The sequence below is a fragment of the Serratia aquatilis genome, from assembly GCF_044865145.1.
GTDB classification, from domain to species: domain Bacteria; phylum Pseudomonadota; class Gammaproteobacteria; order Enterobacterales; family Enterobacteriaceae; genus Chania; species Chania aquatilis.
In genome coordinates, this window is sequence record NZ_CP173186.1 from 3,796,018 (window position 1) to 3,819,260 (window position 23,243).

23 protein-coding genes are annotated in these 23,243 nt (G+C 48.6%); 3 read left to right on the forward strand and 20 right to left on the reverse strand.

What is annotated here, in order from left to right; translation table 11 throughout:
• Positions 1–2: 2 nt before the first annotated feature.
• The 11 genes from SAQUA_RS17190 to SAQUA_RS17240 all read right to left on the reverse strand — a co-directional run bounded on the left by SAQUA_RS17190 (position 3) and on the right by SAQUA_RS17240 (position 10,297).
• Positions 3–284 (reverse strand): PTS sugar transporter subunit IIB, encoded by a 282-nt coding sequence (locus SAQUA_RS17190; RefSeq protein ID WP_380675032.1) that lies wholly within the window; start codon positions 282–284, stop codon positions 3–5.
• Positions 285–636: 352 nt separating this feature from the next.
• Positions 637–1,071, reverse strand: coding sequence for a PTS sugar transporter subunit IIA (locus SAQUA_RS17195; protein WP_380675030.1), 435 nt, complete (start codon positions 1,069–1,071; stop codon positions 637–639).
• A complete protein-coding gene (locus SAQUA_RS17200; protein ID WP_380675028.1) occupies positions 1,043–1,804 on the reverse strand; it encodes a creatininase family protein in 762 nt (253 codons plus the stop codon). Before SAQUA_RS17200 ends, SAQUA_RS17195 begins: the two co-directional genes overlap by 29 nt.
• A gap of 9 nt (positions 1,805–1,813) precedes the next feature.
• Positions 1,814–2,785 (reverse strand): phosphotriesterase, encoded by a 972-nt coding sequence (locus tag SAQUA_RS17205; protein WP_380675026.1) that lies wholly within the window; start codon positions 2,783–2,785, stop codon positions 1,814–1,816.
• A gap of 173 nt (positions 2,786–2,958) precedes the next feature.
• Positions 2,959–4,077: a tricarballylate utilization 4Fe-4S protein TcuB gene (tcuB, locus tag SAQUA_RS17210; protein ID WP_380675024.1), complete on the reverse strand. Its 1,119-nt coding sequence runs from the start codon at positions 4,075–4,077 to the stop codon at positions 2,959–2,961.
• Positions 4,064–5,467 (reverse strand): FAD-dependent tricarballylate dehydrogenase TcuA, encoded by a 1,404-nt coding sequence (gene tcuA / locus SAQUA_RS17215; protein WP_380675073.1) that lies wholly within the window; start codon positions 5,465–5,467, stop codon positions 4,064–4,066. The genes tcuB and tcuA overlap by 14 nt, the downstream gene beginning before the upstream one ends.
• 91 nt (positions 5,468–5,558) lie before the next feature.
• A complete protein-coding gene (locus tag SAQUA_RS17220) occupies positions 5,559–6,479 on the reverse strand; it encodes a LysR substrate-binding domain-containing protein (RefSeq protein ID WP_380675022.1) in 921 nt (306 codons plus the stop codon).
• Between the two features lie 151 nt (positions 6,480–6,630).
• Positions 6,631–7,587, reverse strand: a complete 957-nt coding sequence (locus tag SAQUA_RS17225; protein WP_380675020.1) for a DMT family transporter — start codon at positions 7,585–7,587, stop codon at positions 6,631–6,633.
• A gap of 188 nt (positions 7,588–7,775) precedes the next feature.
• Complete coding sequence (locus SAQUA_RS17230) at positions 7,776–8,549, reverse strand: MipA/OmpV family protein (protein ID WP_380675018.1); 774 nt, start codon at positions 8,547–8,549, stop codon at positions 7,776–7,778.
• 311 nt (positions 8,550–8,860) lie between these two features.
• Positions 8,861–9,655 (reverse strand): type II CAAX prenyl endopeptidase Rce1 family protein, encoded by a 795-nt coding sequence (locus tag SAQUA_RS17235; protein WP_380675016.1) that lies wholly within the window; start codon positions 9,653–9,655, stop codon positions 8,861–8,863.
• 3 nt (positions 9,656–9,658) lie between these two features.
• The gene (locus tag SAQUA_RS17240) at positions 9,659–10,297 is read right to left on the reverse strand and encodes a TetR/AcrR family transcriptional regulator (RefSeq protein ID WP_380675014.1); all 639 of its coding nucleotides are present in this window, start codon (positions 10,295–10,297) and stop codon (positions 9,659–9,661) included.
• Between the two features lie 208 nt (positions 10,298–10,505).
• Here SAQUA_RS17240 and SAQUA_RS17245 point away from each other — a divergent pair, with 208 nt between their 5' ends.
• Positions 10,506–11,192, forward strand: a complete 687-nt coding sequence (locus SAQUA_RS17245) for a Crp/Fnr family transcriptional regulator (RefSeq protein ID WP_380675012.1) — start codon at positions 10,506–10,508, stop codon at positions 11,190–11,192.
• 48 nt (positions 11,193–11,240) lie between these two features.
• Here SAQUA_RS17245 and SAQUA_RS17250 read toward each other — a convergent pair whose 3' ends face one another.
• From SAQUA_RS17250 to SAQUA_RS17265, 4 genes are all read right to left on the reverse strand, one after another.
• Positions 11,241–12,074 carry an outer membrane protein OmpK gene (locus SAQUA_RS17250; RefSeq protein WP_380675010.1) on the reverse strand — a complete coding sequence of 278 codons (834 nt, stop codon included), beginning with the start codon at positions 12,072–12,074 and terminating at the stop codon, positions 11,241–11,243.
• Between the two features lie 363 nt (positions 12,075–12,437).
• The gene (gene tsgA / locus SAQUA_RS17255) at positions 12,438–13,604 is read right to left on the reverse strand and encodes an MFS transporter TsgA (RefSeq protein ID WP_380675008.1); all 1,167 of its coding nucleotides are present in this window, start codon (positions 13,602–13,604) and stop codon (positions 12,438–12,440) included.
• Between the two features lie 28 nt (positions 13,605–13,632).
• Entirely contained in the window at positions 13,633–14,340 is a 708-nt protein-coding gene (gene deoD / locus SAQUA_RS17260) for a purine-nucleoside phosphorylase (protein ID WP_380675006.1), read from the reverse strand.
• A gap of 439 nt (positions 14,341–14,779) precedes the next feature.
• Positions 14,780–15,013, reverse strand: coding sequence for a hypothetical protein (locus SAQUA_RS17265; RefSeq protein ID WP_380675004.1), 234 nt, complete (start codon positions 15,011–15,013; stop codon positions 14,780–14,782).
• 877 nt (positions 15,014–15,890) lie between these two features.
• On the opposite strand from SAQUA_RS17265, the gene ompX reads away from it, so the two are divergent.
• Positions 15,891–16,412 carry an outer membrane protein OmpX gene (gene ompX / locus SAQUA_RS17270; RefSeq protein ID WP_380675002.1) on the forward strand — a complete coding sequence of 174 codons (522 nt, stop codon included), beginning with the start codon at positions 15,891–15,893 and terminating at the stop codon, positions 16,410–16,412.
• A gap of 180 nt (positions 16,413–16,592) precedes the next feature.
• Here the strand turns inward: ompX and SAQUA_RS17275 are convergent, their stop codons facing one another.
• On the reverse strand, positions 16,593–16,961 hold the full coding sequence (locus SAQUA_RS17275) for a MerR family transcriptional regulator (protein WP_380675000.1): 369 nt from the start codon (positions 16,959–16,961) through the stop codon (positions 16,593–16,595).
• 598 nt (positions 16,962–17,559) lie between these two features.
• Here SAQUA_RS17275 and SAQUA_RS17280 point away from each other — a divergent pair.
• Positions 17,560–18,762: an MFS transporter gene (locus tag SAQUA_RS17280; RefSeq protein WP_380674998.1), complete on the forward strand. Its 1,203-nt coding sequence runs from the start codon at positions 17,560–17,562 to the stop codon at positions 18,760–18,762.
• Between the two features lie 154 nt (positions 18,763–18,916).
• Here the strand turns inward: SAQUA_RS17280 and SAQUA_RS17285 are convergent, their stop codons facing one another.
• The 4 genes from SAQUA_RS17285 to SAQUA_RS17300 all read right to left on the reverse strand — a co-directional run bounded on the left by SAQUA_RS17285 (position 18,917) and on the right by SAQUA_RS17300 (position 23,212).
• Complete coding sequence (locus SAQUA_RS17285) at positions 18,917–19,582, reverse strand: LuxR C-terminal-related transcriptional regulator (RefSeq protein ID WP_380674996.1); 666 nt, start codon at positions 19,580–19,582, stop codon at positions 18,917–18,919.
• Positions 19,583–20,047: 465 nt separating this feature from the next.
• Positions 20,048–20,566, reverse strand: coding sequence for a hypothetical protein (locus SAQUA_RS17290; RefSeq protein ID WP_380674994.1), 519 nt, complete (start codon positions 20,564–20,566; stop codon positions 20,048–20,050).
• A gap of 351 nt (positions 20,567–20,917) precedes the next feature.
• Positions 20,918–22,207, reverse strand: coding sequence for a hypothetical protein (locus tag SAQUA_RS17295; RefSeq protein ID WP_380674992.1), 1,290 nt, complete (start codon positions 22,205–22,207; stop codon positions 20,918–20,920).
• Between the two features lie 123 nt (positions 22,208–22,330).
• The gene (locus SAQUA_RS17300; RefSeq protein ID WP_380674990.1) at positions 22,331–23,212 is read right to left on the reverse strand and encodes a SinI family autotransporter-associated protein; all 882 of its coding nucleotides are present in this window, start codon (positions 23,210–23,212) and stop codon (positions 22,331–22,333) included.
• Positions 23,213–23,243 lie beyond the last annotated feature (31 nt).

Sequence of the window (23,243 nt, forward strand, 5' to 3'; positions counted from 1 at the left end):
GGTTATTCTCCCTGCTGCAGAATGCCGGCCTGTTGCAGTGCCTGAGCGATCTCTTGGTTATCAATATAATTATTAACAATCACCACCGGACAAGCGAGATGCCGCAGGTTATCCACCAGCTCAGCATTAGTGATCACCAGATCGGCATTAGCGGAGGCGGCAGAGGAAACATCCATATGCTCGACCGATGCCTGGATACCAAACTGTTTTAATACCGACTCCACGTTCATTTTTAATATCAGGCTGGAACCCATACCTAAACCACATACCGTCAGAATTTTCATTGCCTTTCACTCCATGTTGAACTACCAAGATCGTTACCCTATATACCCGTCGCCCTTCAAGCTGCATGGGTGTTGGCTGCGTTACTCGGCCCATGCTGGGCCTCGCCCCTTCGGGGCCGCTGCAAGCAGCGTTCAAATCTGCTTGGCAGATTTGTCACTCACCCCAGTCACTTGGTTTACCAAGCTCCTGGGGGTTAATGAGCCTCATCCCTGAGGCTCACCCTACGGGCAGCGCAAGCACTGTTCAAATCTGCTCCCGGCAGATTTGTCGCTCAGTGGCCGCCTGCATGCAACTTGAAGTAACTTGGGTATAGATTTCAAGTTGCGCCACCCTGAAAGACGATGGGTAGATTTACGTCGCACTGGTGATCAGCTGATATAGCTGCTCAGGATCGCGGGAATTCATTAAGGTATGCAGGTTCTTTTCATCCGCCAGCAGTGTGACGATGTGCTGGATCAGTTGAATATGCTTATCGCTACTGGTTGCAGACAACCCCAGTAAAACCTGTACCGGATCGTTTTCGGCATGCCCAAACACCACGGGCTCGCGCAGCCGCACCAAACTCAATTGCGCCTTAATCGCCCCCTGCTCCGGGCGGGCATGTGGCATCGCCAAACCAGGAGCGATCACAAAATAGGGGCCAAACTCCAGATAACTGGCTACCATCGCCTGAACATACTCAAGGCTACAGGCACCAGACTGGTACAGTGCCTGGCCCGCCGCGTGAATAGCCTCTTCTGCATTACTGGCGGGGTTATCAATACTGATGGCTTGCCGGACGATCATGGGGGCCTCCTGTGGCCAAATGGTAACGAATTGAAGCCAGCGTGGTCGCCAATGCCTGCTGCACCAATGCCTGCCCTTTCTCCTTGCTGGCACAAGCGGGATCACCCAGCACGGCGTAATCTGAGAATTCCGTCCAGTGCACCGGTTGATAGCGGAAATTATTCGGGAACTCTGGGTAGTGCGGGCGTGCCAGCGTCATTTCTACCTGTTCAGGTGCCAGTGCCAGCATCAGCGAGGTTTCAATTTCGTCCGCATGCATATAGCCGGGATAGGCAACGGCGGAGGTTCGCAGTTGGCTGACGCAGCTTTCCATGCCAGCCCAGGTATAGCTGAGCAGCGTAATGCCCTCTTCTTTTAACTGGCGTGCGGCAGCCTTAATCGCATCAAAATTTCCGTAATGTGCATTGATCACCGCCGTCGTCGCGATACCGTAACCGGCCATATTGCGAGCCAACGACATCAACAGTTGCGCCAGCAGATCGTTGCCAATGTCTATTGCCCCGGCGTGCCCACGCAGTGACCACACCTGGCTGTAGGACACTACCGGCAGACTAATGGCTGCACTCCCCAATTGTTCGTCCAGCAAGGCGCAAAACCGCTCTGCCAGTAGGTTATCGGTATCCAACGGCAAGTGATCGCCATGGGGTTCAACCGCCCCCAAAGGAAGCAGGGCGATCTGCGCTGCTGCCAGCGCCTGCTTGGCTTGAAGCTCATTCAGCTCATGCAACTTCATTACGCCTCCTTAGCCAAAAGCAAAGTAGCGGGCTGGGTTTTCTACCAGGAAGTCATGTAGCAACGCCTCGCCATCCAGTCCCGCCTCCTGCGCCTCATCAATAAACCTTGGCCGCCAGTCAGCCAGAATAAACTTCAGCCCCAATCCTCCTTTGCCGTAGTGAGCACTCATAGACTTACGGGCAAAATCACCGCCGATCAGAATCTGTTTCTGATAGCCCCGTTTGCACAGCGCCAATATGGCCTGCGTACGGATATGTTCGGGGTAATATTTGATGCGGCTCATACCGTCAAAACAGAGAAATGCCCCGGTGTTGGCAATCTGACGGTGGAGCCAAGGATCGGGATTGCGATCCATGTGAGCAAAACAAAGACGGGACAAATCCAGCCCCAATTGTTTGAAAATCCTTACCTGTTCCAACCCCATGGTGCCCATTTCCGTATGGCTATGCATCGGGGCGCCAGTACATTGCTGTGCCCTTACGATCGCTTCCATGGTTTTTCGTTCCAGCGGGGAAATGGTGTTGTACCCCGTACCGCACTTCACCACCCCAGCCCGATAATGGCTGCCTTCGATCCCCTCGGTGATTTCGCGACTGACGTGCTCCACCAACTCATCGACCGAGGCGTTCTCGATCCAGTCGGCGAAGGTTTGCGTCGAACCAGGCTTATGGCTACTCCAAAGGAAACCCTTGTTAAAACCCGCCGTGGCAATAACGTGCAGTTGCTGGCGCTTGGCCATCTCGGCCACCGCTACAATCTGGCGGCCATAGTCCGGTGCTGTAGCATCGTAAATGGCATTTCCACCGGCCTGGCGAAAGTCGGCTAATTCCCGTTCCGAGGCCTGCAGATCATCCAATAACAGATCGTCATCCTTGCGCTCAGCCCAATAGGGCGGAATGCAATAGATATGATCGTGGCTATAAGTTACGCCGAGCTGGTTGGCAGCAATATCACCGTTTAACGTGCGGATAGAACCCATGACAAAAGTGCCCCGGTGCGGAAAAGAAGGTAGCTTGAACATAGTTTAGGATCAGTTGATCAGTCAAGTGATCAAGTTCGCAAATTAGCCAACTCGCTGTTAGTTTGAGCGGCTAATAAATAGCAATGGCCGCACCGGAGCGCAGCCATTGTTAAGAGTACTGAAAGTCAAAATCAGGCTTTAGATCTTTTTTCTATCGCCCACTTTAATAGTGCCGCAGTACGGTAAAAACCATGTGCAAACTTGCCGTAAGGCAGCGTTATAAAAAGCGCCATTACAGTTCCCAAATGTAGCGCCAGTAGCACGCCCATCAGCGAAGTATTACGGCCAATCAATAAGGCAATACCGGTAATGCTCACCAACAGCAGTAACAGGATAAAACCACGATCCAGCGGCTTTTGCGCCGCATCACCGTGAGCCGGATGGCGACGCAGATTCAGCCAGAGCAAACCCAGCGGGCCAATAATCAGCCCAATGCCGCCAAGCGTACCCAGGATCACTGGCAAACTCAGTAGATCATAGGGTGCCTGTTGCCCCAGCAAAAAGTGATAACCGGTTGCGACTATCGTGGAGGCAAAACAGAGCATAAAGCCGTAAAACGTGAAGTGATGAAAGCGACGGCGTCGTAAGGTAAAAGCGTCATCCTCATCGTTACAACCTTCACCGTGCCCCCCATCCAGATAGGTTAGGGTCAGTACATTGTTGGCGGTTTCTACTAGCGCAGGCAAACTCCCCGCCCCTGAGGAGATCTCACGCCAGAACTTACTGACACTAAACAGCAATGAACAGAGAGAGAAAACGAATACGCTGCCAAACATCGCTGCCAACAGGTTATGGGGAAATATCTGGTAAAAATCACCGGCTAGCGGAGGATGAAGCAAAGTGCCGTTGATGGCCATCATCAGTAACAGAAACAACCCAATGCCAAACGCCAGAGCCAGCACCACGGCAACCCCCGCGCGCCGATACAAAGTGCCGAATAGTGCTGGCCGCGCATACTCCTGATAGGTCTCGACACGCACTCTGGCCATCGCCTGCGGCACATTCACGCCGAACTCATGGGGCGGTGCGTATTGGCAGGCGTGCAGGCAAGCACCACAGTTGTGGCACAGGTTTGCCAAATAGTTGATATCCGCCTTACCGAACGTCAGACGCAGCGTCATAGCGGGAAAGACAGCGCAGAAACCTTCACAATAACGGCAGGCGTTACAGATTTGCATCATCCGTTCCACTTCTTGCTCGTTGGCGGTCAAAGATTGCGCTTGATGAATAAGCATCTCAAGCTGTTGCATATTCGGCCTCCCGCTGTGCGGCCAGCGCAGCATGATGGCCGGCAATACGTCCAAAAGCCGTGCCGATGGACATGCCAACCCCCGCCGTATATCCCTTACCCAGCACGTTACCGGCCATCATTTCCCCGGCAACAAACAGATTGCGGCTGGGTTGACCAGCAAAATGCACCGCAGCCTGCTCATTCACCTTCAGGCCCAGATAGGTAAAAGTGATACCAGGCCGCAGCGCATAACCGTAAAAAGGCGGCGTATCTATCGGCAAGGCCCAGTGAGTCTTAGCAGGGGTAAGGCCTTGAGTGTGGCAATCATCCAGTACGGTATGATCGAATGTTCCCGGTTGGCAAGCCCGGTTATAAGCTTTCAGGGTCGCTACAAATTGCTCTGAAGGCAAACCCAGTTTAACCGCCAGTTCTTGCAGGCTATACGCTTTTTCCCCGGGGAATACCGGCGGCATAAAACGCCCGATGGCTTTGCTATCGATAATGGAGTAGCCGATTTGGCCGGGCTGCTGTGCCACCAGGCGCCCCCAGATGGCATAGCGTTTAGGCCAGAAATCCTCCCCCTCATCATAAAAACGCTGCCCATCGCGGTTGAGCACTACGCCTAGCGAAACGCAATCAACGCGGGTACAGATCCCGCCATCATACAAGGGGGCTCGGGCATCGATAGCCACGCAGTGGGATTGCGAAGGGTCGCCTATCACATCGGCTCCCGCCCCCATCATAAATTTGAGCAATACCCCTTGATTGAAGCGAGTACCACGGATCAGGAAGTTGTCTGCCGGCCATTCACCAGAAGCATTCTGCCCCCAGGCTTCACGCAGCCAATCGCTATTGGATTCAAAGCCACCTGCCGCCAGCACGCAGGCTCGTGCCGCTATACGCTGCCCACCTATCCGTACCGCAACGAATTGCCCATTCTGTAACTCGAGGGAATCTACCGGGGAGCTGTAGCGAATAACCACACCCATTTTTTCAGCACTGCGATAATAGGCATTAATCAGCGCTTTGCCGCCCCCCATAAAAAAGGCATTGGTGCGAGCCACATGCAGGGCACCGGAAAGTGGCGGTTGAAAATGCACACCCTGTTTTTTCATCCAACCACGGCAGGTCGATGACGCTCTGATCACTATTCTGGCCAGGCATTCGTTAGTCAATCCACCGGTAACCTTCACCAAATCTTGCCAGAACTCTTCCTCGGGATAACTGTCGACCAGCACATCCTGCGGCACATCATGCATGCAGCGCAAATTACGCGTGTGTTGAGAATTACCACCACGCCACTCTCTGGGCGCAGCCTCCAGCAACAGAACTGAAGCCCCGCTCTCCCGCGCGGTCAAGGCGGCACACAGTGCTGCATTACCACCACCAACCACCACCACATCAAACATAGCCACATACTCTGTGTCGTTTTTTTGTGACTAAAATGTAACTTTTGCTTTAACAAGCAGCTAGCGGGTAACGCTTAACGGGGGTTTAGCATCAGTAAAGGGTCGCCCCCGGCCAGTTACCCTGCGTCACCAGCTGGCGGATCACGTTTTGCAGTACCACCCTGGCGGCCAAGCCAACCGGGGAAAGTTCATCGTCGGAAAGGCTAACCAGAAAATTGGGGCGGCTTAATACCGGGTTGTGTATCTCCACCACTTTCAGGTTGTCATCCAGAATACGTGAAATAGCGGCCCCTGGTTGAATAGTGGCGCCAAGCCCTTGGCGAACGGCATCCATTAAAATTGCCAAACCGTCGATCTCAGCCACAATATTCAATTCCAACTGTTGCCGGGCAAAGCTGGAATTGAGCAAGGCACGCAGTCCGTGGGTCTGGCTAGGTAAGATTAGTGGTAGCGAGGAAAAGTCCTCTGGCGTGATCGGGCCGTCTTGAAAGCGACCAATGAGGTCTTGTGGACCGATGAGGAATAACCGCTCTTCCAACACCGGAATGGCACTCCAGGTCTGCAACTTCTTGTGCTGGAATACTATCGCCAATTCCAACTGGCGGGCCTTAATCATCGAGGCCAGATTACCGGATAGACTCTCCACCACCTGCAGGCGGATATCCCCATAACGTTCGCGCATCGCCAGAATAAATGGCAACCCAAGCACTGAAGCGGTACTTGGTGCCATGCCGACGCTGACATGCCCGGATAAACGCGCCTGTTTTGCCGCGCGTACGGCATCGTCGGCATGGCGCAGCGTCAGTTGAGCCTGAGAGAAAAAGGCCAAACCGGCGTCCGTAGCCACAATACCGCGCGAGGTTCGCTGCAATAAGCGGATTGCCAGTTCATTTTCGAGCCGGCTGATCTGCTGGCTTAACGCCGAAACACCAATATTCAGATCGAGCGCCGCCTGGCCCATACTGCCCAATTCCACGGTCCGCACAAAATAGCGTAACTGTCTCAGTTCCACCTTATTCTCCAGTCAGGTTGTGTCCCTCAGTCCCCAGCCTTCCGGTTGAGATTAAGTACGCTTTGCCCACCTGTGGCAAATAGGCCGGCAATAAAACCAGCAATCAGAAGCGACACCGCCAGATAAACACAGCGTTACCTGCCTTCTGTGGTCAACAACCTTCCTTCAGCAGGCTTTTGCGCTTTTCTTGACGCACCACGTTTACCCACCAGATACCCAGGCATACCAATACCAAAGCAATGGCGTAACGCCACTCCAGAATACTTTCCTGCAAGAACATAGCAGATAGCAGCACGCCAGAAACCGGGATCAGGAAGTTGAAAGGCACCACCATTCCCACGCGGTTATATTTCAGCAATAGGCTCCAGAGGGCAAAAGCCGCCGATGACAGAAGTGCCAGATAGCCAAGGATCGCCACCGATTGCCAGCCGTGGAATGCCAGTGTTCCCCCCGTCAGATAGCCTCCGAACGTCAGCACCACGCCCCCCAAAGCCAATTGCCAGCCGGTCATGATTGTCGGATCTATGGTTTGCGAAATACGTTTGCCATATAAAGACGAAGCCGAAAGGATAAATGCAGCCAGCACCACAAAACCATCCCCCAACCAACTGAAGCTAAAGTCCATCAACTGGCCGTTAAAGTTCACCACCATCACTCCGCTGAAACCCAGCGCACAGCCGACGACCTTATTGAAACTCAAACGGTCATTCTTATAAATGAAATGCGCCAAAAGCACGCTGAAAAAGGTACCGGTGGCGTTCATGATCGACCCCTTTACCCCGGTAGTGTAGGCCAGGCCAATGTAGAAGAAGATATACTGTAAGGCTGTTTGAGTTCCCCCCAGCAGAGCAAGCTGCGAGTATTGGTGCCGTGACAGCCGCGCAATAGACTTGCCCTGTAAAAAAGCAAACAACAGCAGTAAGCCCCCCGCAATGATAAAGCGATAACCGGCGAAAATGATCTTACCGGGAAGATCCCCTGCGGCGATCTGAAAGATTTCATAGCCGTTTTTTATTGCCGGGTACGCACTGCCCCACAGCAGACAACAGAACGTCGCACATGCCCAGACGAATTTTTTCTGGGTGAATAGTGACTCGTCAGTTTTCACGCCTCTTCCTCTAAAAAAACAAACCGCCGTTTCAAAAAATCATTATCAGGCAAAACAGAAAAATTGCCACCGTTAATGGTTGAGGTTATGCCCTTACGAGCGAGAAATGAAGCAGCCCCGGAAATCTATACCCGAACAGCAAAAAGCTGAGATCGGCGCAAAACCGACCTCAGCCGTTACTTACCCAATCAAAACCGGTACACAACCCCGGTAGCTACCAGAACATTATAATCGCGCGCCGTCATCGGGCTGTCTTTCACCGCATCACTCATCTGCTCATAGCGGCCAAGCAGGAACAGTTGCCAGTTATCATTCACCGCATAATGGCTGGCAAGGGAGAGATAAGAAGATACGCCGCTGTTCGCCTGGTATTCGCGTAGCTTACTGCGCTGCGATTCTTGTTGGCTAACACCAAAATAGTAATCATTGAACGAACGACTTTGCCAGCGCATCCCAACGCTGGGAATCAATTGCAACTTGTTGAACTGAAATGAATACTGGTAACCAACGTCAACAATCGATCCTTTGCTGTATCCCAAGATATCTGTCGCTACCTCACCGCTTAGGGTTCCCCAATCGGCATGATATTGATAGCCGATACCGGCCATGGCAGTCGCTCGCCGTTTATCCAGTTGCTTCATTGCCGGATCGTCGCTTTCTGATGGGTTGAAATTTAACGGCGAGTAATTAACTGCCAAATGCAGGTTATGTTTTTCCGTATTTAACATATTGAGCCCTATTCCCTGACTGTTAATAAAAAACTGCTCACCTTGATAAGTGACAATTGGCAGCGGTATAAACTGCGTCTTATATTGATGATAAGGTAATTTCTCGGCCAGAACACCAGCACCGACTGACCACTCACCGGCGAAAACGCCATTAGAAAATAACAGTGCTGCCAGTGAAACAGTAGATATTGGCAGGAATGAGTTACGCGCAGCGCTATAGATATGACTATTCATTATTGAAATCCCAGAGTTTTTATTTAAAAGATACCGTCAAGCCTAATAAGCTGATGGTGTTAATTAAAATATTGCATTAAAAATAGTTATACACAAAATAATTCGAGTTGCTTGTAGACGGCAAGCACTGGAGGCCCAGGAGCATAGCCCACTATGTGACTGGGGCAACAGGGCGCAGCCAACACCCAAGCAACTTGAAGTATGAAGTGTATAGAGATACATCCTGGCCTTCGCGTATAATCAATTAGGAAAGCATCCAGAGAAAAAATAAATTCAAATAATGGCGTGACTATTAAAAAAGCAGGGAATATTTATTCTTTAAAGAAAATATCTTGCTCGATGGCAATTAACATTGCCGCAACCAGAAACAATAGACCTGTCCATATACACTTAGTTAAAGGTTCTATCTGTAATAACTCAGAGGCCATGACCAAAGAAAAGTGAAATAGAATGGCTGCCGGGATACTGCGTTGACATCGATAGTAGAACCAGTTCGCCATTACGGTAGCTGGAAAAATACTGATAAAGAAATTGGTAACATATATACCGCCAGCCTGCCACAGTTGATTCTGATAAGTATTGTGAATAAAAAATAAGGGTAGATGCCAGAGTGCCCACAGTACGCTAAACGCAAGAGAGGCAGGCAACAGCATTTTCCAGATGCTCCTCAGGCTGTCCACGCCATAACTGCGCCAGCCCAATTCTTCCAACAACGCGGCTATCAGCGCTAGCGGCAGCATGGCAAGAAAGCCACCGGAAAAAGAAAACTGACTCGCACTTTGGCCGAACCGCACCGATAACCAGGTGGCCATAACCAAAGGGATCAGGATCAGGCCAAGCATCAGTAATACGCGACCTGGCGAGATCCCCCCCAGTGAAAAGACTCGTTTACGGCAATCCTGCCACAGCCGTTTATCTCCAGAGGCCCAGACCATCGCCGATGCCGCACAGACCGGGCCAAGTAGCCCGAGCAGTGCCAAACTCATCACCCATACCTGCAGTTGCGGCAAATAACTTAAATAGGCAGCAATACTCCAAGGTAGCCAGGTTGCTGCAAAAACCAGACTAAAAAAGCGCAACGGGGAATAATTGAATGGCAGTGTCATCGCTTATTGCTCCCCTTGAAGAGTGGCCCCAAGGACCTCGGCAAAAGACCCGGGAGCAGCACCGAAGGCGCGCTCAATCAGCAGTAACATCGCCTGCATGCGTGCCGCTTCCTCTTCAGGTGTCCAATTAAACGTTTGGTGGCCAAACAGAAACATCGAACCAGCCAAGATGAACTGCACGGTAGAGAGTGGATCTTCAACCTGGAAAACCCCTTCTTGCTTTCCTTGCTCCACCACCGCCGCCAGAATTGGCCCGAAAACCAATACCGTTTCAATATTACTGCGTTCATGAAGCGCACGGTTTTCCGGGCGATGTAAATTCTCGACAATCGACTGGCCTTCTTCCGCAGTTTGGTTCTGTGCCGCAATGATGGCGCAGAATTTCTCAATCGCCCCCAAATCGGGATTTTCGGCAATCAGTTGCGATCGGCTAGCCATATCTGCACACAGTTGCTGAGCCAATGCCTCGAGGATCTCTTCCTTGGACTTGAAGTAATAGTAGAAAGTGCCTTTGGCAATACCGGCGCGGCGGACTATCTCATCAACAGATGTGGTTTCGTAACCTTGAGATTGAAACAGGTCGCCAGCGGCTTGAAGAATTTCAGCCCGGCGCACCTCTGGTTTTTTCACTATACGAGCCATAACAAGCCCCTTGGTATTGTGTGGAATAACGACACAATACCTACTGACTGACGGTCAGTCAATAAATTTATCGTGTTTTTATTCGCCACTGGGATATGAGTACGGCTGGCCTTGATGCTGGGTAAAACGCTTATCAGCATCCGAGTTTACTTTCAGACCGGGGTTGCTAATAATAAACATTCATCAACGCCACATATGAGTTGCCTTTATGCAGATAAAATCCTTATCCAAAGGTCGATTTCACCATTTGTGGCAGCATGACAGCGCACTGGTCGAACACACCCTGCTGGAAAACTTCACAGACAAACGCCTCATTCATGAGGGGGAAATGCTGTATCAACAGGGGCAACCCGTTGAGCAACTCACCCTGGTCTTCTCTGGGAAAATTTCATTGGGTTATTCCGCCGAAAATGGCCGACGCTTTCAATTAGGTACTATAGAGTGCGACCAACAGTTGTTTGGGGAGATGGAGTTTTTTACCGGCTATCCCTGCCAATTAGACATTATTGCGGAGGAACCGCTTTTGGTTGCGGTGTGCAGTTGCCAAAGGTTAGAGATCATACTGATGGAGAACCCAAAGCTGGCGATTTTCTTTGCCAGCGCCATCGCCGTCGATTACCAGGATACGTTGGATATTTTTCTGCACCGCATGTTGTATCCCATCGCCCACAACGTTGCTTACGATCTCTACCGCCAATACCATAACAAACTGCCGATGGATGGCTTCACCAAAAACTATCTTGAGGCAGAAAGGTTCGGTACTACCGATCGGGTCTATCGCCGGGCGGTTAAAGAATTGATTGATAGTGGATTGGTAATGCGCGGCGTCAATGGTCTGGAAATAAAGGATCTGGCGGGTTTGAAAGCGTTTCTCGGTAATGATGCCGGTGAGTAAGTTAACGCTCCTCAGCGCAGCGCTGGGGAGCGTCGTTAAGTGTGTTGATCAGAACTTGTAGGTAAGACTGAAATAGTGGCCCAGGCCTGTGGTTCGCCCTGCGCCAGCGTTGTCCCGCGTCAACGCCATGTTGTGGAAATACTTCAAACCGTAACCTACGGCGTAACGCTCGGAATGCCAGTACAGGCCGTTAAACCACTCGATGGCATTGTTGCTGTACAATTTGTCATCAGCGATTTTATTGGCTCCAAACTGGTAATCAAAATACCCCTGATAACTCAGGTAGCTGCCATTACTAAAGTTATAGAATGGCGTAAACCAGTTAGTAGAAAGCATGTAGCCGTCCCACTTACCTTCATTATCCTCGCCGTAATTTTCGCGAACGTAGCGTGCATAAACGTTCACCCCCATCTTGCCAAACCAGGGTACGTTGACGTCCGACCCCACGCCAATAAAATGCTCAAACAGTTCGCGGTCGCCAATATTGGTTACGGTGGCAATATACCATTCTTGAACCGGCCCTACGGAGAGATCGTAACCCAGTAACCCATCCAGTGACATCCTTGGCGCTATTTTGGCAAAGAAATTGTCTCCGTCGTGACGATCATCCTGCTTGCGGTTAAAAACATCAAACATATCGACATAGCCATAGAGATCAAATATTCCCGAGCGCCCGCCAAACTCCATTTCAAGATAAGTATCATTACGTGCACCATAGGGTATTTTGGCATCCACGCTGTGCATCAAGTTAAAGTTTATCCATTTATAATCATCTTTATGAGTATCCCCATTTTTATAGTCAGCTGCAGAGGTGTTAAACGTAAACGCCGATGCCAATAATATGGCTACCAGTTTTAATGCGCGAAAGTGGACGTTCGCCATAATGCGTTCCTTTTAGGTTGGTGTTGATGTAAATATCACTAATTTTTTACGTGCGATTTTATTTTTATGTAACCCTAGGCTGTGTCCCTTAATTGCACGCAAGCGCCGCTGGCGGTCATTTGCGCACAGGGCAAGGCGTGAGCCGCGAGGTTTGGTGGACCAAATAAGCGGCGAACAACGCCGCAATGCGCGCAAATGGCCCCAGCCCTAAGGGTCGCGCCCCAAAAGCCCGTTATCTGTGTTGTCGGGCTTGAACAGAGGGCCACTCTGCCCTTCACCCTCCGCCTTGATAACGGGCTTTTGGGTCTGCGACGGCACCACGGGCAATTAAGGGACACAGCCTGGTGTTGTTTACTGAATATATTAACTTTGTCTAACGGTAACTCTAAATGTACGTAAAGAGACTAATAACATGATAATAATCACCAAGTAGAAAATGGGAATGGCGTACATGATCATCTGCAACCCCAGTGAGCTCTCAAGCACCGCACTGATGGCGGGGCTGAACATGGCTCCGGCACTTCCGCTGAATAAAATGTAAGACACATTACGGCTTGATGCCTGTTTGACGAAGGAAACACCATAGGCAATAAATGAGTTATATAAAGCCGCGCAGGCAAAACCATAGGCGTAAGCAAGATAACCAACATGTTCGATATTATTGGTTGTTACGATACAGGAGGTAATCACCAGTGCCAGCGTAATAATAACAATCAGAAAATAGTGGATCTTTATTCTTGACACGATAACCGTAGAGACTAATGCGCCCACCAATGCCGCAGCCCAATATTGGGTAATGATATTACCAGCCTCTTCAAACGGAATATCGAATTTCTGTTTTACGAACAAAGGGGCCCAGGTCAGGAAAGTATACAGTGCCAGCATACCGAGGAATAATCCAATCCCGCCGCTGATAATGCCGAAGTTCCACTCGGACTTCACGCTTTCATGTTGAGCTCCTGCCTGGGGTTCGCAGGCGGAGAAATTGGTCAGAGCGACAATCCCCAGCGTAATAACCGCCACAATCCCGACGGCAAGATAGCTTAAACTCCAGGCCAACGTATGGGTCAGTGCGTAGGTAGTGATTAATGGGAATACCACCCCGGCAATGTTAAAGGTCGCATCCTGCACGACGAGCATCGTACTTTGCATTTTGTCGCGCCACACCGATACCACAATAGTTCCTGCAATACACAAACCAATCCCGCCACAGAAACCCACCAGCGTCATGGCAAGCATGACGACCCACAATGAACTGGTCAGGTACATCGCCAGGGCGCAGAGAAAAATCGCACCGTAGCTGATTAGCGTGATCCGCTTAATCCCCACCCTTTCAATCAAGAAAAACGCAGCGATAGTTCCCGCAAGGGCACCGCCGTTGAGCAGTGAAAAGATGGATGCGACAGCATTAGTCTCAGCGTGAAAACTCTCTGCTATCGGTTCAATCAACATGCCGAACTGACTGGCGAATCCCGCCATAATGAAGTTGGCCAGAAAACTGATCGCAGTGAGTGCCAATTTATTTTTCATCAGCATTATCCCTTTCTGTTGTACTGCGTTATGACTGGATTGCCGTTTGCAGTGCCAGTTCAATCATATGATTGAAGGTTAACTGGCGCTCCTCGGCGGTCGTTTCCTCGCCGGTCAGGCAATGATCTGATACCGTCAGAATAGCCAAGGCTTCAATACCAAATTCCTGTGCCAGGCCGTATAAACCCGCCACCTCCATATCGATACCCAATACGCCAAATTTCTCCAGCGCCGGGATCAGGTTTTCATCGGGGTCATAATAGAGATCGCCACTGAAAACATTGCCTACTTTCACCGGGATAGACAGTTGTTGCGCCAGCGTCCAGCTTTTATGCAGCAGCGGAAAATAGGCGGAAGTCGCCATGTGATAGCCACCGCTGCGTTTGGTATTGGTGATGGAATCCGTGCCTGCCGCAACGGCCAGAATGATATCGCGCATTTTGACATCCTGTTGGGTCGCCCCCAGGCTGCCAACGCGGATAATGCGCTTTACCGCATAATTATGAACCAACTCATGGGTATAGAGCGCTATAGACGGGATCCCCATTCCATGGCCCATCACTGAGATCGGTTTACCCTGATAAAAACCGCTATAGCCCAACATATTGCGCACGTTGGTCACTTCACGTGCCTGTGTCAGATAGTGCTCGGCAATAAACTTCGCGCGAAGTGGATCGCCCGGCATGATTACGGTTTCGGCAAAATCCCCGGGGTTGGCATTGATGTGTGCGGTCATAGAGTCATCCTGCAAGGTTGTATTGGAAGGATCGTGTAATTTACAAGTACAGCCTAGCAAGGCCCGCCTTTAGTCTTCAGGACATAAGTCCTGTTCACCGGATGGGGCTCTCAATTCTGGCATGATGGGAAATCTGAGAAGGTGTAGCCTATTTATAGCTAGACCATTGGCAAGTCGTTTAGGGGTGTTGTCTGATGCGATAGCGCCTACCACGCTTGCGCAATAAGCCAGCGAGATAGAGTTTTTCCAGCGCTGAACGCGCCGAGGGTTGTGGGCAGCAGACAGTAGGCAATCGATAAGAAGAAGAATTTTCAGGGATTGCTAGCTGCCAATGCTCACAGTAATAACTCAAATTAATAACAGATGACAAAATGCATTTGTGCGGTACCCAGCTATTAACCTCTACCGGATTTCTGGCCTTAAAATTTCAATACTTGAGCTATTGACGCATATTTCTGAGTTTTAACTCCACGCTTCTTTTCTTGAGGTAGAGTTTAATGGTATAAAATGCACTGAGAGTAAATACTCCCCCTAATGATATTAGGCAGACCAAGCCCCATTGATTGAAAAATGAAATCATAAATAAACCAAGGGAAATCCCGCTAACACCAGTTAATATCCAATAGTTAGCCCTAAGGTGAATATAATCATCCAATGCATTAGTTACTTTCATCCATTTTCTCCGAATAATACTGAGTCATACCAAAGTTACTTCAAGTCGCATGACAAAACGCTGGCCGTAAAGGGGCAAGCCCCAGTGTGGGCCGAATAACACAACCAACCCCATACAGCTTGAGGGGCGGCAGGTATAGCAGGAATATCTGTTTACTATAGTCAGAAGTACCCGTCTTCACTCAAGGACACACCATTGACGCATACTTACGGCAAACCACAATGTGGGTACCGATTCTCCAGGTTCGTCGGAAGAAGAACTGAAAATCTCATTTATCAGTACATTAACTCTCAATGAAACAACCGCTAATACTACTAAACAGGCATCAGCCTAAGGCAGTTGGAGCTAAGCTGCAAGAATATGCCTACAAGGGGATTTTTTAGCAATACCTACCTGAGCAATGTGATGAACAATTAGGAATTTTACGTCTTCTGGTAACATATATCTTAAACGCACTGACTTGCTCATTGGCTATGGCTGTTTATCATCCCTTTAGCCAACTGCTAGCAGCCGTCAAACTGGCTAGCGACAATTCTGCGTATACCTTGGCCACGTGCCTTTAACTTTAATGGGCTTGGGTCTACAACCATGTCACTGAGCCTTCTCACCGACACAAACCTTGGGTTCATCAGGGCACGGATAAATGCCACATCCGCATGATACAAGCCTTTAGCCTGATGTTAATAATTAACTCAACCAATTGAATATTATGCTTAATACTCTTTAACATGCTTTCCAAGCCGCGTTGTAATTATTTGTTACACGATATAAAACTTAATTTACCTTCCTAAAGGCAGGCTCTAGCGCTGGTTTAGCTATATTTTTAAGGTGGTACCAGACGGATGTGTTTTTATAATAAAACGTGTTTGAGGTGGCTATGAAAAAAATCGCATGTCTTTCAGCAGTAGCAGCTTGTGCATTAGCAGTAACCGCCGGAACAGCATTTGCCGCTGCCGGTGACAGCACAATATCTGCAGGTTATGCCATGGGTGATTTCCAAGGTGTTGTAAACAAAGCCGATGGCTTCAACCTGAAATACCGTTATGAACTCGACGATCAACTGGGTGTTATCGGTTCTTACACCTATCTGAAACAAAGTGGGTCGGGTAACGATTTATATGACAAAGCGCAGTATAACGGCTTCACCGTAGGCCCAACATACCGTATCAACGACTGGGCGAGCGTCTATGGTGTGATCGGTCTGGGTTACGGGAGATTCACCGGTTCCCAACAGAATAGTTCCAACGACCATACCGATACCGGCTACGGCTTCAGCTATGGTACTGGTCTGCAATTCAACCCAATCCACCAGATCGCACTGGATATTGGCTATGAAAAAAGCCGTATCCGTGACGTAACCGTTGGGGCCTGGAACATTGGTGTTGGTTATCGCTTCTAAGTTTCACCACATTTTTCAATGTAAGCTGACGACTGTTTGCGCCATAAATAGAAAATCCGCCTTCATTCGGGCGGATTTTTTTGCCAGTAGAATGGGCATTATCACCACTAATGGAGTGAAGGCGAGCACGGGTTAACCTCATTACCTTGATCAGGGTAAATAGGAAGCCCAAATATTATACTAAGCCAGAGGGATTACCCGTTTGCTTTCTGAAAGAAACTGTTCGATAAGTAAGAGTGCATGAGAATTTTTACTAAGGTCTTTTTGAATTTTTTCTCGCTGCTCCTTAAGCAACGCAACAATTATTGGGCACGGAGAAATCCTAAGCGGCTCACTTAAAATGCAAGGCATTAATATCTTGACTGCATCCAGCGTTAATCCTACCCGCTGTAAGGATTGGATGCTTTTAATAATTACCAGATCCTTTTTCGAAAAATTACGATACCCGGCCATGGTTCTTTCAGGTTTTAATAACCCTTGTTGTTCGTAGTAACGTATCATGCGGGGGCTGACCCCGGTATTTTTAGATAACTCTTTAATTTTCATCATATAAAATCCAACTTTACGAGTATGGAGTCTAAAAATTCCTACACAAGATAACTCATAACTACCTGCAAGAGCTTAGAGCCTATTATATTTAATATCGCACCCATAAACCAAAGATAAATATTGCACACCATAAACCACGTTCTATATCTATCAGATAATTAAATGCAAATCAATTAGTTACCTATACCCAATAGTTATAATGAAGTAGTCAGTAAAATGACTTGACATTAATAGCTCTTTTAACGTTGATAATCTGCTCTGTTCAATTCACATAATTACCAAGAACTGAATATGCAACAGGTAAAATTTCAAATAGAATTGTATCTTACATTCTCAGGGAAATGCCCCCAGCCTGGTTCTGGTGCAGACTGGCGAGGATATTGGGCTGTATCCGGCTTTGTTTACGACAAATATGTAATTGATGGACACAGCCCGGTACGCGCATTTTGAAATAATGATTTTAAAAACAACCTATTATACCGTTTCAGTCGTGTAACCTTATTTTTCCACCCAACGGCTTGACTTTGACAGTGCTGTCAAAGGTTCAATGTTCCCTAGATATTTTTTCGCACCTATTTTCTACTGAGATGGTGAGCAAATGAAGATTCAAGATGGAATATGTGAACTCGAAAATGACAATAACGAAAGGAAAACCTACTGGTTTGCTATCATGGTATTATCCTTGTCCGCTATCATTTTTGTTACTGCAGAACTACTGCCCATCGGGGTATTGCAGGAGATCGGAGATACTTATCAACAACCAGTAGGTAAAATAGGGCTGATTATTACCGGTTATGCGTGGGTAGTCGCCTTCTCTGCCGTGTTTGTGACCTCTTTATTTTTAAAGATAGAACGCAGGATATTAATTATTATTCTACTGATTTCCTTCGGGTTATCGAACATTATCGTCTCTCTATCACCAAATCTTACCGTATTGTACATCGGGAGAGTCATCGGGGCTTTTTCCCACGGTATATTCTGGTCAATCGTCGGGCCGCTGGCCGTGCGATTATCCTCAGAAGGGGGCAAAGCAAAAGCAACCGCGTTGGTTTTTGGCGGTATTGCTATTGCTTCTGTTGGTGTAGTTCCACTGGCTACTTTGGTTTCTCAGCGCATCGGTTGGGAACTGTCATTCTTTATTCTTGGTCTATCCGCACTGGTTATCAGCATCTTTGTGCGGCTAAGTATGCCGGTGGTGCAACATGATAAGGCGCAAAAAACCACTTCGCTGATGCGGGTGATCACACAACCCTATCTGCGCAGAACTTTCCCGGTAACCGCCTTGGCACTGTGTGGTAACTACTGCGCATTTACCTATATTGGCCCCCTGGTTGAAACCCAGATTGGCATCTCACATGCAAAGTTCCCATTATTCTTACTGTTATTTGGCGTTGCCGGGGTTGTGGGCAATTTTATTAGCGGATTTGTCAGTGACAGGAATTTGGTTCTAGCCACGCGTATCACCCTGTTATTAATGGCACTCTCCGTTGGTAGCATGGGTTTGCTTACCGACATCAGCCTGGTTGCAGGCATATTCATGATGGCTCTATGGGGTGCGGGTATTTGTATCATTACCGTAACTCTACAGTCATTGGTGCTTAATCTTGCTGAAGACTCCGGTGAAAGGCCCTCTTCAGTTCACGTTGCCATGTTCAATATAGGTATCGGTTCGGGTGCATTTCTCGGTGGGGTATTACTCGATGGGTTTAATATTGCAACGGTAGCGCTGACCGCGTCTGGATTAATGTTGCTAGCCCTGGTGTTACTACTGCCCAAGATTTTACTCACTCATCAGAAATAATCTCTATTCAGACAGATAAAGGAAGTAAGCTGTTCGCGATTAACGACTAAAGCAATTCGGATATCACCAGGCATAATCTGGTTGTTTTAAAAAGCTTCTTCGTTTCTTGCCACCCTATTTGTCTGCTATCTCCATCCATATCAGGAGGAGCTTGTTACGCTGTCAGTGCGTACTGACACTCTTGCACATAGCTGGCACTTCGCGGTTGTATTGAGCTGTACCCGCGTGGGTAACGTTTCACGACCGGCAATAGCAGGTCCTGAAAATTACGTGCGCCCAGTTTGCACAAACCGCTACGTTTGTAATAGCTGATAGTCTTGATGCTCAACATAAGCGTTCTTGCGATATCATCCGCACACAGCTCCTTCATTAGCCCGAGCAGCACGGTACGCTCACGCACGGTCAAGCGTTTCAAGCCAAGGAGATCTCGGGTAGACAGCACTACCTGCCCGCAAATCACTCGTGTAATGAACCACTTCAATTTTGGCAGAGGCAGCGTCAAGTCAATCAATCCAGTTTTCGCATTTAAACAGTCGAGGTAAAAACATAGCATCGGAATACTGGCCGAGCCAGGATCCAGCAATACCTTACAGGAAGGGTGATAACACCGTAACAGGCTGGCCAGTTGCACCAGAGCATCGATTCCACCGTAACGTATAGATAGGACGATCAGGTCAATGTCCCCGTCCTGTTGCTGAATCAGATACGATTTACACTGTTTGAAGCTGGATGTGCTAAAAATGTATGCTTCTGGCCTCAATAACGTTTCCAGCCCTGAACGGGTAAAAATACAATCACTTAAAATAACAATTTTTTCCATTTCACACTCGTTGACAGGTGTTTCACATCGGCATCCAGGTAATAAGGATGCCGATGTGTGTAGAAAAATCAGGCTGTGTACCACAACTAACCTCGCTACCGTTCAAATGAGGCAAGGTTTACTGAAGTATTAGGCTGTGTCCCTCAATTGCCCGTGGTGCCGTCGCAGACCCAAAAGCCCGTTATCAAGGCGGAGGGCGAAGGGCAGAGTGGCCCTCTGTTCAAACCCGACTTTACTTCGAACGGGCTTTTGGGGCGCGACCCTTCGGGCTGGGGCCATTTGCGTGCATTGCGGCGTTGTTCGCCGCTTATTTGGCCCACCAAACCTCGCGGCTCACGCCTTGCCCTGCGCGAAAATGACCGCCAGCGGCGCTCACATGCAATTGAGGGACACAGCCTAGTGTCAGAACTGACAATGCACTCTCTATTAACAACTAAAAATAAAACCAGTTTTATTAACTGGACATTATTTCTTAAACTTTAATGATAACAATGCATTTTTTCCATCATTCATATATTTTCCCGCTAAAGCCTCCGTACTGTTAAATGTTGCAATAACCATTTTTCCATCAATCGCAGTAAGCAACATGACATTTTTAATAGTGCCATCTGCACTCGGTGTATCCATACTCAAAATAAAAACTTTACGTCCATCAATACTTTTTTCTTCGAGAGTAGGATTAAAGGGAGCGAATTGCTTTTTCATTATATTAGCCACATCTGCAAGTTTGCCATCAGGTATGGCATTCTTGGTATTGCTGAAAGCAAAGGAGACATTACCGTTTTCAACATAATAGGCTTCTTGCGGTGCATTTTGCTGAGGATATTTAGCCGTCAGCATTTCTTTAGACATTGCAACAAATTCAGCAGGCATATCGATATATGCAGCACCGCCAAATATCTTCGTACCTGTTGGTTCTGGTTCAGAACACGCACTCAGAGAAATTACCATTGCAAATAACATGAAAACGCTTTTCTTTAACACAATATAAACCTCATAATCAATTAAATACTGGGAGGCGAACCCAAAAAATCACAATTAACAATAAGCACTTTCCGATCAACTAAATCATTCAGCACTATTAACACTCATACAAAAATACAAATAAAATCCCGAGGTGTTGACCTTTCACTAAATAAAAAATTAAGCACATTAAATTTTTAACAAACCCAAAGCACCCACTTTAATTAACACTGTCCTTTGCTTTCACACCTCCATCCTGCGTTGGGATGGACTTTTATTGATTACCTATAAAACAACATCCATGGCATTTAGGCAATCACTCAAACTTGCTGATGAAAATATGAATACTGCGGCGCCTTTATGAGCTAACATTTAAATTTGCTTCACACAGGCAAGGAAGTTAGTCTTTTCCCATGATGCATTAATCGACTCAGCATAAGTGAGCCATAAACCTTTTTCAGTCATCATAAAGTAATTTTTAGAACTCCCAAGATTAAGGCGTGACATTGAGCTGTGATAACCATAGGTACCATAATAATATGGCATTTCCACCCATCCATTACTGTATTTATTCAGGAACCCCCACTCGGTTACCAGCATTCCTACCGTACGTCTATTGCCCCCGGTGGTATCATTGGTGCCTGCGTGAAGCCCGGTAAATTCGCCTGTAACCAGCGTACCGTTTTTAATAACATTATTGTTCGCACGTGAACTTGGATTATATACATCGTTAGGTATCCGGTATCCGGCACCGAAATTATCGGTGCAGGCTTTCCCTGCGGCTTCCCATGTCACCAAGGTTGTGCCAAGATTTTTCCACCATTTGCTGACTTTAAAGCTGTAGCTGATCGCACTCGCTCCCCCGCCAGTTTTCGGCGTCGCCGTGATCACCATGGTTGGCGCCGGGCTAGGGAAATCCTGCTTAAAGGTCACAGTACCCGCAGCATCAACCTGCGCATACGTTGGATGGCTGGATACCCAATTATAATTGGCATTATTAGCCTGATTACTTTCAGCATAAATCTGGAACGTTGCGCCAACAAAACCGTGGGTCGGGAAACCAGAAGTAGTGGTAAATACCCCCCGATTCTCGCCATTGGCAGAGAGGTGTGTGACTATTTGCGCTGCCAGAACTGGAACTTTAATCGTATAGCGACTGGCCAGGACTTTCTCACCGGATGTCTTCGGGTTACCGGTAGTTGAACTCGCGGTTACAGGCACATTGGCTGCTACACTCAAGGTTTTACCGGCAAATTGCGCATCAAAACGCGCATTGAGCTGCGCTGCCGTCAACGCAACATTGTTGTACGTCCAGCTTAAGGTTGCACCAGGGATCCTCGGCACTAGCTGTAATCCGGTGTCCCCATCAGCATCAGTAGCAACGATCGCTGAAGTGTCAGCTGATGCTTTAAATTCATTCGGCTTTTGCGAGAGGCCAACCATATCGCCCTCCTTCACCTTGGTGGTGCCATCAGGGTATAGAATAAACACATTACCACTGGCGACAGGTGCTCGCCCCTGAATCTGGCCACTTCTGTTCGTTAATATTGCCTGTGCCGGTAACGTCACCATCAGGCCGGTAACCAGCAGGTTGATAGCCCTTCTCTTTTTTAACATCACACCAGGTATGCTCTTCGCCGGGGCCTCTATCGTTTTTCTCATTCTCTGTTCTTCCTTTCTGACAGGCTTACAAACTCTACCTCAGCGTCAAATTGACAGGCTGGCACTCAGGGAAAGGCTGTACAATACGCGGGCAGGGAAACCCGCCCGTGTATTGCCTGGGGATTAGTTGTAATCCACAGCCAGGTTGAAGCCCTGTACGCCGTCAACAGAACCGGTTATCGCTGTTCCGGCGGCATTTACCGGCACAGTGAAGTTGGCATCCGTTGCTGGTGTAGCAAAGCCAGCTGCAGGAGCGGTTATGTTATCCGTCGCACTGGTTCCCACCAGACGCCAGTTGTAAGAAACGCTGCTGGTCAGGTCGGTGGTGCCCACCGCTGCGCCATCCCACAGTTTGAACACATAGGTATTGCCGACATCCAGTTTCGCCGAGCTGCCAATCAGGTTGTTGGCAAACGCGGTATCAGTGCTCAGGTAAATACCTGGAACCACGTTGGTACCTGGTTCAACTGTTCCTGGCGGTACAGTCGTTTCCCCACCGGTGCTATTGTTGCTGACGTCTGCCACGGTGATGGTTTCACCTGTTCTTGGATCACCCGACGCAGAGTATTCCTGAATCACTACTTTTATCGCTTCAGCGCCAAGGGCTGCACCCGGCACCGTCAGTACGCTGGTCCCGTTACCACCAACAATTGAGGCATTGGTGTTGACCACATTGCTGGTCGCAATCTCGGACTCCGTTCCACCTTTAACGTAGTACCACGTCACTCGGGTTGTGGAGGCATCATTATCCCCGTCACTATCGGTGTATTTGTAGATCAGGGTAATGGTGTCCCCAGTCGCTAATTTGCCGGTGGTGGCAAAGGTGCCACTAATGTCCACTGCATGCTCTTTAGAGTTGTCAGACGGAGAAACCAGTACCGGAACACGCCCTTGAACGGTTCCCGTCGGTGCAGTCAGTACCGCATAGGCACTACTCATGGAGTAGCCGGCTATCGCCAAAGCCAGAACCAGTTTTTTCAATGTAAAGTGTTTCTTATTGTGCATCGTTCTCTTTTCCTTGGATTATCAGTAAATG

What these genes read in the sequence shown, in the direction of transcription:
- SAQUA_RS17195 (WP_380675030.1), bottom strand. Translation starts at nt 1,071, where the DNA reads ATGATCGTCCGGCAAGCCATCAGTATTGATAACCCCGCCAGTAATGCA.
- deoD (WP_380675006.1), bottom strand. Translation starts at nt 14,340, where the DNA reads ATGACCGCACACATCAATGCCAACCCCGGGGATTTTGCCGAAACCGTA.
- SAQUA_RS17245 (WP_380675012.1), top strand. Translation starts at nt 10,506, where the DNA reads ATGCAGATAAAATCCTTATCCAAAGGTCGATTTCACCATTTGTGGCAG.
- tsgA (WP_380675008.1), bottom strand. Translation starts at nt 13,604, where the DNA reads ATGAAAAATAAATTGGCACTCACTGCGATCAGTTTTCTGGCCAACTTC.
- tcuA (WP_380675073.1), bottom strand. Translation starts at nt 5,467, where the DNA reads ATGTTTGATGTGGTGGTGGTTGGTGGTGGTAATGCAGCACTGTGTGCC.
- SAQUA_RS17265 (WP_380675004.1), bottom strand. Translation starts at nt 15,013, where the DNA reads ATGAAAGTAACTAATGCATTGGATGATTATATTCACCTTAGGGCTAAC.
- SAQUA_RS17300 (WP_380674990.1), bottom strand. Translation starts at nt 23,212, where the DNA reads ATGCACAATAAGAAACACTTTACATTGAAAAAACTGGTTCTGGCTTTG.
- SAQUA_RS17200 (WP_380675028.1), bottom strand. Translation starts at nt 1,804, where the DNA reads ATGAAGTTGCATGAGCTGAATGAGCTTCAAGCCAAGCAGGCGCTGGCA.
- SAQUA_RS17275 (WP_380675000.1), bottom strand. Translation starts at nt 16,961, where the DNA reads ATGATGAAAATTAAAGAGTTATCTAAAAATACCGGGGTCAGCCCCCGC.
- SAQUA_RS17235 (WP_380675016.1), bottom strand. Translation starts at nt 9,655, where the DNA reads ATGACACTGCCATTCAATTATTCCCCGTTGCGCTTTTTTAGTCTGGTT.
- ompX (WP_380675002.1), top strand. Translation starts at nt 15,891, where the DNA reads ATGAAAAAAATCGCATGTCTTTCAGCAGTAGCAGCTTGTGCATTAGCA.
- SAQUA_RS17280 (WP_380674998.1), top strand. Translation starts at nt 17,560, where the DNA reads ATGAAGATTCAAGATGGAATATGTGAACTCGAAAATGACAATAACGAA.
- SAQUA_RS17230 (WP_380675018.1), bottom strand. Translation starts at nt 8,549, where the DNA reads ATGAATAGTCATATCTATAGCGCTGCGCGTAACTCATTCCTGCCAATA.
- SAQUA_RS17205 (WP_380675026.1), bottom strand. Translation starts at nt 2,785, where the DNA reads ATGGGTTCTATCCGCACGTTAAACGGTGATATTGCTGCCAACCAGCTC.
- SAQUA_RS17190 (WP_380675032.1), bottom strand. Translation starts at nt 284, where the DNA reads ATGAAAATTCTGACGGTATGTGGTTTAGGTATGGGTTCCAGCCTGATA.
- SAQUA_RS17295 (WP_380674992.1), bottom strand. Translation starts at nt 22,207, where the DNA reads ATGAGAAAAACGATAGAGGCCCCGGCGAAGAGCATACCTGGTGTGATG.
- SAQUA_RS17250 (WP_380675010.1), bottom strand. Translation starts at nt 12,074, where the DNA reads ATGGCGAACGTCCACTTTCGCGCATTAAAACTGGTAGCCATATTATTG.
- tcuB (WP_380675024.1), bottom strand. Translation starts at nt 4,077, where the DNA reads ATGCAACAGCTTGAGATGCTTATTCATCAAGCGCAATCTTTGACCGCC.
- SAQUA_RS17240 (WP_380675014.1), bottom strand. Translation starts at nt 10,297, where the DNA reads ATGGCTCGTATAGTGAAAAAACCAGAGGTGCGCCGGGCTGAAATTCTT.
- SAQUA_RS17285 (WP_380674996.1), bottom strand. Translation starts at nt 19,582, where the DNA reads ATGGAAAAAATTGTTATTTTAAGTGATTGTATTTTTACCCGTTCAGGG.